Annotated in this window: 7 protein-coding genes; 1 reads left to right on the plus strand and 6 read right to left on the minus strand. The window is 38.9% G+C overall.

All coding sequences use genetic code 11. The features are described 5' to 3' along the window. Positions 1 to 43: 43 nt before the first annotated feature. From ruvX to H5160_RS06280, 6 genes are all read right to left on the minus strand, one after another. Complete coding sequence (gene ruvX / locus H5160_RS06255; RefSeq protein WP_182737081.1) at positions 44 to 493, minus strand: Holliday junction resolvase RuvX; 450 nt, start codon at positions 491 to 493, stop codon at positions 44 to 46. A 37-nt stretch (positions 494 to 530) separates the two neighbouring features. Continuing rightward, on the minus strand, positions 531 to 1,088 hold the full coding sequence (locus tag H5160_RS06260; RefSeq protein ID WP_002961948.1) for a YqgE/AlgH family protein: 558 nt from the start codon (positions 1,086 to 1,088) through the stop codon (positions 531 to 533). A gap of 115 nt (positions 1,089 to 1,203) precedes the next feature. Next, positions 1,204 to 2,154, minus strand: a complete 951-nt coding sequence (gene gshB / locus H5160_RS06265) for a glutathione synthase (RefSeq protein WP_182737082.1) — start codon at positions 2,152 to 2,154, stop codon at positions 1,204 to 1,206. 54 nt (positions 2,155 to 2,208) lie between these two features. Then, on the minus strand, positions 2,209 to 2,943 hold the full coding sequence (rsmE, locus tag H5160_RS06270) for a 16S rRNA (uracil(1498)-N(3))-methyltransferase (protein ID WP_002961950.1): 735 nt from the start codon (positions 2,941 to 2,943) through the stop codon (positions 2,209 to 2,211). A gap of 69 nt (positions 2,944 to 3,012) precedes the next feature. Beyond that, positions 3,013 to 3,513: a hypothetical protein gene (locus H5160_RS06275; protein ID WP_082007357.1), complete on the minus strand. Its 501-nt coding sequence runs from the start codon at positions 3,511 to 3,513 to the stop codon at positions 3,013 to 3,015. A 65-nt stretch (positions 3,514 to 3,578) separates the two neighbouring features. Beyond that, on the minus strand, positions 3,579 to 4,472 hold the full coding sequence (locus H5160_RS06280; protein WP_002961952.1) for a hypothetical protein: 894 nt from the start codon (positions 4,470 to 4,472) through the stop codon (positions 3,579 to 3,581). A gap of 77 nt (positions 4,473 to 4,549) precedes the next feature. Here H5160_RS06280 and glnE point away from each other — a divergent pair, with 77 nt between their 5' ends. Further along, on the plus strand, positions 4,550 to 7,345 hold the full coding sequence (gene glnE / locus H5160_RS06285) for a bifunctional [glutamate--ammonia ligase]-adenylyl-L-tyrosine phosphorylase/[glutamate--ammonia-ligase] adenylyltransferase (protein WP_182737084.1): 2,796 nt from the start codon (positions 4,550 to 4,552) through the stop codon (positions 7,343 to 7,345). The last annotated feature ends 26 nt before the right edge of the window (positions 7,346 to 7,371 follow it).

The raw sequence follows: 7,371 nt of genomic DNA on the forward strand, positions 1-7,371 counted from the left end.
GGCGCTTTTTTTATTTGTATTAAGGGTTGTTTATATAGCCAGTTTATTCACCGTAACTAGATTCAAAAAAGCTTTCTAAAATAATAACCGCAGACATATTATCTACTTTACCTTTACCTAAGTTTTTATAGCCGCCACTTTCAAAAAGTCGCGCTTTAGCATCCGCTGTCGTTAAGCGCTCATCCTGTGTTTGCACAGGAATGCCATAATGATTATGCAATCTGTTGGCAAACTTTTTTGCTTTAAAGGTAACCTCTTGTGATGTTCCATCCATATTTAGTGGTAAACCAACAACCATTAAGTCAGGCTGCCACTCGGCTACTTGTACGGCGATATGGTCCCAGTTAGGAATGCCATCTTGTGCTTTTACAGCCTTAAGGCTAGACGCACTGCCGGTTAACTCTTGCCCAATAGCAATACCAATACTTTTGGTGCCAAAGTCAAAGCCCATTACAGTGCGTTCGCCTTGCGGCTTAAGCGATTTTTTTGTCATGTGTATCTTGTTTAAGTTTGCTAAGGGTTAGTTACTATTATGCGTGACCAGCTTCAGGGCTGAGTTGGCTAATATCAAAGCCCAACATTGAAACTGCTTTTTCCCATCGTTTTTCAACGGGGGTATCAAAAATGATCTTCGGATCGGCTTCTATGATCAACCAGCTGTTATCAAGTAACTCTTGTTCGAGTTGTCCTTGCTCCCACCCTGAATAACCAAGTGTAATAATAAACTGCTCTGGTGCTTGTGCAGTGGTTAAGTTTGCTAGAACGTCTTTTGAGGTAGTGATCATAATATCGCTACTGAGTTTTTGACTTGCTGAATAACCCGATTGGGGAGAGTGCAGTACAAAACCACGGTCAGTTTTAACGGGTCCACCTGCAAACACACTTACTTTTGCTGCGTTTTGCGTTTTGTCGTTATCAATTTCTATTTTATCTAAAAGTTCGCCAACAGTAACATCAATAGGTTGGTTTATTACCAAGCCCATAGCCCCATCTTCATTGTGCTCACAAATATAGGTAACAGCACGTTTAAAAAAAGGGTCTTGCATTGACGGCATCGCGATTAAAAAATGATTTTCTAATGACTGCATAGATTTCACCCTTTTTAGTTAATGAACTTTGAGTATGGCATAGTTATTTAAATTGACATAAAAAGCCCATTAATTGCATGAAAGGCTTAAACTAATGGGCTTTTTATTGTGGTAATTACTTACCTAATTTACGCTCAATTGCATCAAATAAAATACCTGTGATAGAAATATCATAAGCAGCTTCAATTTCGCGTACGCACGTTGGTGCAGTTACGTTAATTTCAGTTAATTTATCGCCAATAATATCTAAACCTACAAATATTAAGCCTTTTTCTTTGAGCGTTGGTGCAACAGCTTGCGCTATTTTTAAATCTGATTCGCTAAGTGGACGGGCTTCACCTCGACCGCCTGCAGCCAAATTACCGCGTGTTTCACCATTTTGTGGTATACGCGCTAAACAATATGGAATAACTTCGCCATCAACTACTAGTACGCGCTTATCGCCTTGTTTGATCTCTGGAATGTAATTTTGCACCATTGCGAAGCGGCTGCCGTGCTCGGTTAACGTTTCACAAATTACACCAATGTTGGCATCGTCTTCTCTGATGCGAAAAATCGATGCGCCACCCATGCCATCAAGCGGCTTTAAAATAATGTCTTTATGCTGTGCTAAAAATTCACGAATTTGTTTTTGGCTACGTGTAACAAGTGTGTCTGGCGTATGCTCGCTAAACCATGCTGTAAACAGCTTTTCGTTAGCATCGCGAAGGCTTTGTGGCTTGTTAATTATTAACGTACCTTCTTGTTCAGCACGTTCTAAAATATACGTCGCGTAAATGTATTCAGTATCAAAAGGAGGGTCTTTACGCATTAAAATTACGTCAAGATCGGCAAGGGCTATAGTGGCTTTTTCTTCAAGCTTATACCATTTTTCTGCATTATTAAACACTTGCGCTTTAGACGCTGTAGCGTACGACTTGCCTTTACGAAGAGATAAATCGTCCATCTCCATATAATAAATTTCGTAGCCACGTTCTTGCGCTTGCATCATCATTGCAAAACCGGTGTCTTTTTTGATGTTAAATCCACTAATAGGATCTGAAATAATACCTAACTTAATTGCCATGCGCTGTGCCTTACTATAAATGTTACTGTTTATATGAGGGTGCTTTTAGTTATTTCAATTAGCTAAATCGCCAAATTGAAGTTGTAATGCACTTAAGACCGTTAAAGCGGCTGTTTCCGTTCGTAAAACGCGCGGGCCTAAGCGAATATCTACAAACTCTAGTTGTTTGGTTAGTGCCATTTCATCGTCGGTAAAGCCACCTTCTGGGCCTACTAAAAAGCGTACGCCATCTTTAGGTACCGTAATGGTTTTAATGCTGTGCTCAGCACGAGGGTGAAGAGTGAGCTTAATTGCATCGGTTTGTTGTGCAAGCCATTGTTTTAAATCTATAGGTGGGTGAATAATTGGCACAAAATTACGCCCTGACTGCTCAGCCGCAGCAATTGCAATTTTTTGCCATTGTTGGTGTTTTTTCTCAAGACGATCGCCCATTAGTTTCACACCACAGCGCTGACTAAAAATAGGGGTGATTTCGGTAATACCTAGTTCAACTGACTTTTGAATTGTAAAATCCATCTTATCACCACGAGATACACATTGACCTAAATGAATTTTAAGTGGAGATTCTACATCGTGAGGGTTAAGTTCTAATGGCATTACGACGACTGTTTTTTTTGTTACCTCAATTATTTCACTAAGGTATTCGCCACCTTCGCCATTAAAAATAGATACATGCTCGCCTACTTTCATGCGCAGCACTCTGCCAATATGCCCTGCAGCATCGTCATCTAAAGTTACAGGGGTGTTTAGGGCAATACTCGATGTTTGATAAATATGAGGAACTCGCATAGGGCGTCACTTACTACATAGCGTAAAAATATATATTGCTATGGTAAGTAAGCTGGGGGCTGTGCGCAATTATTTATTTTTATTAAGTTGTTCGGCGAGATCTATTAAATCTTGTGGGGTGTGCGCTATATCGTGATGATTTTGCGAAGGTTCCGTTAACGTCTCATCGGTAACCCGGCTTAGTGTATAGCCTGTATCATCAAGATTTATTAAAAAGCGTTCTTCATGTAAGGAGTTATAAATAAAGCGCTGCTTATCACTTGCGAGTAAATAATCGGTGCTATTGAAAAGGACTCCGTGTAAATCGTGATGATCTTTTAAATAATTAATTAACTCAGAAACGCTTATTTCGTTTTCAAGATCGCAATAACTGTAGTCTTTAATAAGCTCGTCAAACATCATTTTTACTAATTGGCGGGTATTACTGCCTGCAGCAATAAGTGTACTCGCTTTTGTTATGCCATTACTATTTACATAGTATTCGGCAAATGCGCGGCTAAATTCGTTGTCTATGTCAATTAACAAATAGTTCGTTATTTCAGGCGGCATAGAGCTAGGACCTTGTTGCATCTAAGTAATTACCATTATTACTTAAATGCAGACGTTTTAATTGCTGTATTTTCAGTAAAAAAGGTCTAAAGAGAAAACATACTAATAAGTAAATAACCTATAGCACAAAAAACAGCAAATTCTATGCATGCTACCCCAATATTATCTTGATGGTCTATTTCAAGAGCCGTATCAATATTTGGTAAAGAGATAACTTTTATCACATACGTTAAGCCGTAAAGTAGTATCCACATTACACCGCAATGCATTACAAGTGTAAATATGTTTTCAACCATTTTACCGTTTTGAAATGCTGCGCTAGATAAACCAGCATATACAGCCAACGCTAAGCCAATTGATTTTCCAGCATATCTTATACCAATAGATGTATTTTCTAGGTTAAAGTTACTTTGTAGTGACGCACCTTGGTTTGCTTTTGCAAAACGGTGTTCTCGTATTTTGCTATCAAGTGCAAACATCCCCTGAAGTGTAAAAAAGCTAACGCAAGCAATAAGTAAGTTGCTAAACCCTTGCGTGTGGGTCCACGTGTACAAGCCCAGAGCAATAATACAGTTAGCGATTAACATTCCTGAGTCTACCAATGCAGCACATACATTTTGTTTTAGTATGGCAGCTTCTTCATTAAACCTGTGGAGTATCCATTTTCTGTGAATTAAATGGCCCACTTTTATAAAAGTGAATAAGAGAACAATAATAATTAATACTTTTAACGGGTTTGACTGTGCAGTGCTTACGCTTATTTCGTCAAATAAAAAGGCTATAGTGGCTATAACAACCGATATTTCAGATGCAAAACTAATACCCATGGCAAAGTTGTCGTGTTGCGCTAACTCATCTTTAAGCGCTTGTTTTGCTTTGATTTGAGTGACAACTCGTAAACAAAAAATAGTTATGCAAATAACCGCAAAACTAATGGCAATCGCAATAAAACTAGTGTTAGATAAAGACAAATATGACATGGTGATCCTAATTAAGTTAACCTTTCTAGGTTTTAATCATTCTAGTACGGTTATTGATGATATAAAAGAGAGGATTGATGAGTAACGTGAAGCAACTTCCTATTCAATTACAAAAACTTGGCTTGATGCGCTTTGAACAGTTATACCCGCAGCAAAGTAAACAAAGTGAAGTTGTAAGGTTATTAGCATTAAGCGACTTTGCTTGGCGCAGTTTAGAGTCACAACCTGATTTAAATACCTGGCTATTATGCAAAGACGAAATACAAAATAGAGTAATAGATTCTCCTTTTAAAAACCTCAATTTAGCTGACCTTGATGAAGCACAGTGTCATAAAGTACTTCGTCAATATCGTGAAAAGTACTGGCTTAAAGTCGCCTTTTTAGATTTATGCTGTAATAACCCCATTGCCGATAGTATTAATTACATAAGCCAACTGGCTGACATGTTAATTAATAGCTCCAACCAATGGGCGCATGCACAGGTGGCAAAAGTAAATGGTGAGCCGCTTGATGAGCAAAACCAAGCAATGCCGCTAATGGTATTGGGGATGGGGAAGCTTGGCGGACAGGAGCTAAATTATTCCTCTGATATTGATCTTATTTTTGCGTATCCGCGCAGCACAAAAACCCAAGGTGGCCGCAGAAGCCTTGAGGCCCAAGTATTTTATACCAAAGTTGCACAAAAACTGATTGCAGCACTTAACCAAGCCACCGGTGATGGGCAAGTATTTAGAGTTGATATGCGCCTACGCCCGTTTGGCGAAAGCGGCCCTTTGGTTATGAGCTTTAATGCCATTGAAGATTACTACCAAGAACAAGGGCGCGACTGGGAACGCTACGCCATGTTAAAAGGGCGCTTAATTGGCACCCCTAATAAATATTGGGATGAATTTATTAAGCTTTTAAAGCCGTTTGTTTACCGCCGGTATATTGATTTTTCGGTGATTGAATCCTTGCGTAAAATGAAGTTAATGATTGCACAAGAGGTTCGCCGTAAACGCTTAACTAATAATATAAAACTAGGCGCTGGTGGTATTCGTGAAGTTGAATTTATAGTGCAAGCCCTGCAAATGGTAAGAGGTGGGCGAGAGGCTAATTTACAAACCCAATCTTTACTTAAAGCATTAAATGAGTTGGCACTTAACCAAGTTATAGATGAGCAAGAAGCAAGCGAGCTGAGACGCAATTACCTTTATTTACGTAAAGTTGAGCAGTACCTTCAAATATTTGACGATCAGCAAACGCAAACACTCCCTGATGATGAATTGAATCAGCAGCGCTTAAATTTATTATTAGAACAAGCTGATTTTTCTGCCACTTTAAACACTATAGAAAAGGTGATGAAACAAGTTAACGGTGAGTTTGCACTTGTGATTGGCGAGGAAACCGTGCCACTTGATACCTGTGAAGGCGCATTTATTAGTGCTTGGGATCATGGTGATGTGAGCTTTTTAAAAGAGGCCAGAGATGAATGGCAAGCACCCCTTAACGATTTTAAATTAAGGCTGTCTAAGGTAAATATAGGTAACCGAGGGCGTGACACTCTTGATAAGTTAATGCCTGTTTTACTAAATCAATTAAATGACTTTAATGCCAGTGCAGCAGCTTTCACAATGGTTTGCCAAATTTTTAATAAGATAATTTCGCGTACTGCCTATTTAGAATTGCTTTACGAAAACCAAGGTGCATTAAAGCAACTTGTTTTACTGTGTTGTCATAGCAAATGGATAGGGGAGCATATTTCTCGCTACCCCATATTACTTGATGAACTAATAGACCCCGCAGTTCTTTATAAGCCAACCCCGCTCACAGCGTATAAAGATGAAATAAGACAGTATTTTTTACGAATAGAGCATGACGATTTAGAACTGCAAATGGAGTCGCTTAGGCAATTTAAGCAAACGCATCAATTACGAATTGCTGCCGCCGATGCAACCGGTGTTCTTGACGTAATGAAAGTAAGCGATCATTTAACCGTACTGGCAGAGGCGATTGTTGACCAAGCTGTTAATATTGCATGGCATAACACTGTTAAGCGCTTTGGTATGCCCCCTGGCACAGATGATGAAAATAAAGGTTTTGCTGTTATTGCATATGGTAAAACAGGTGGCTTAGAAGTCGGGTACGACTCAGATCTAGATTTGGTGTTTGTGCATAATCATGATGGCTCAAGCTTAACTAACGGTGAAAAACCGATAGATTCTCGCCAGTTTTATTTAAAGCTCGCTCAGCGCCTAATGCATTTATTTAATACCCGTACTGCATCGGGCATTTTATACGAGCTTGATACACGATTACGTCCTGAAGGAGCCTCTGGTTTATTGGCTATCAATTTAGAGAGCTTTAATCACTATCAGCAAACTCAAGCATGGACGTGGGAGCATCAAGCACTTGTTCGGGCTCGATTAATTTTAGGTCAAAACGATCTGATAGATCGTTTTTCACAAATTCGTAAAAATATACTTTGCCAGCAACGCGATGATACCGTGCTAAAAGCTGATGTAATAAAAATGCGCGAAAAAATGCGCGACCATCTAGCGAAGGGAAATACTGAGAAATTTGATTTAAAACAAGATGTTGGTGGCATGGCTGATATTGAGTTTATTACGCAATATTTAGTACTTAAACACGCAAACGAGTTTGAACAGCTTACAGTTTACTCAGATAACGTAAGAATATTAACGGATGCAGCAAATATAGGCTGTATTACTAAAGAGCAAAAACAGCAGTTGATCAAAGCGTATATAGATTATCGCTCGTGTTATCACGTGTTGAGCTTGGAGCAAAAAGGCAAATTGATCCCGCGAGAAACGTTTTTACAAGATATTACTAACGTAACTAATATTTGGAATAGTATTTTTGAATTGAATTGAATTGAATTGAATTGAATTGAATTGAA

Source organism: Pseudoalteromonas sp. SG43-4 (assembly GCF_014164325.1).
GTDB lineage: Bacteria > Pseudomonadota > Gammaproteobacteria > Enterobacterales > Alteromonadaceae > Pseudoalteromonas > Pseudoalteromonas distincta.